Origin of the sequence: Vibrio frigidus (genome assembly GCF_042465995.1) — a bacterium.
Taxonomy (GTDB): Bacteria; Pseudomonadota; Gammaproteobacteria; order Enterobacterales; family Vibrionaceae; genus Vibrio.
On the sequence record NZ_JBCDMC010000075.1, the window covers coordinates 1 to 255 of the forward strand.

Annotated in this window: 1 rRNA gene; it reads right to left on the reverse strand. The window is 42.7% G+C overall.

The annotated features are described in order from the left end of the window. Nucleotides 1-159: 159 nt before the first annotated feature. Nucleotides 160-255 (reverse strand): 5S ribosomal RNA (gene rrf, locus AACW90_RS23050); the annotation flags it as partial.

The following is a 255-nucleotide window of genomic DNA, read 5'->3' on the forward strand; positions in this document are numbered from 1 at the left end:
TCTATTCATTAAAAACGGTATGTTGACTTCACTCAACTTTGAGCGAAATAAATGCCCGCATGTAATACGGGCAATCATAGTCATTCTACATAAAGTCTTACTTGTGCGCTTTATCTAGTGTTGTCTTTTCTTTCCTAAAAAAGATAAAACGATGTTAAAGCCTGGCGATGTCCTACTCTCACATGGGGAGACCCCACACTACCATCGGCGCTATTGCGTTTCACTTCTGAGTTCGGCATGGGATCAGGTGGGTCC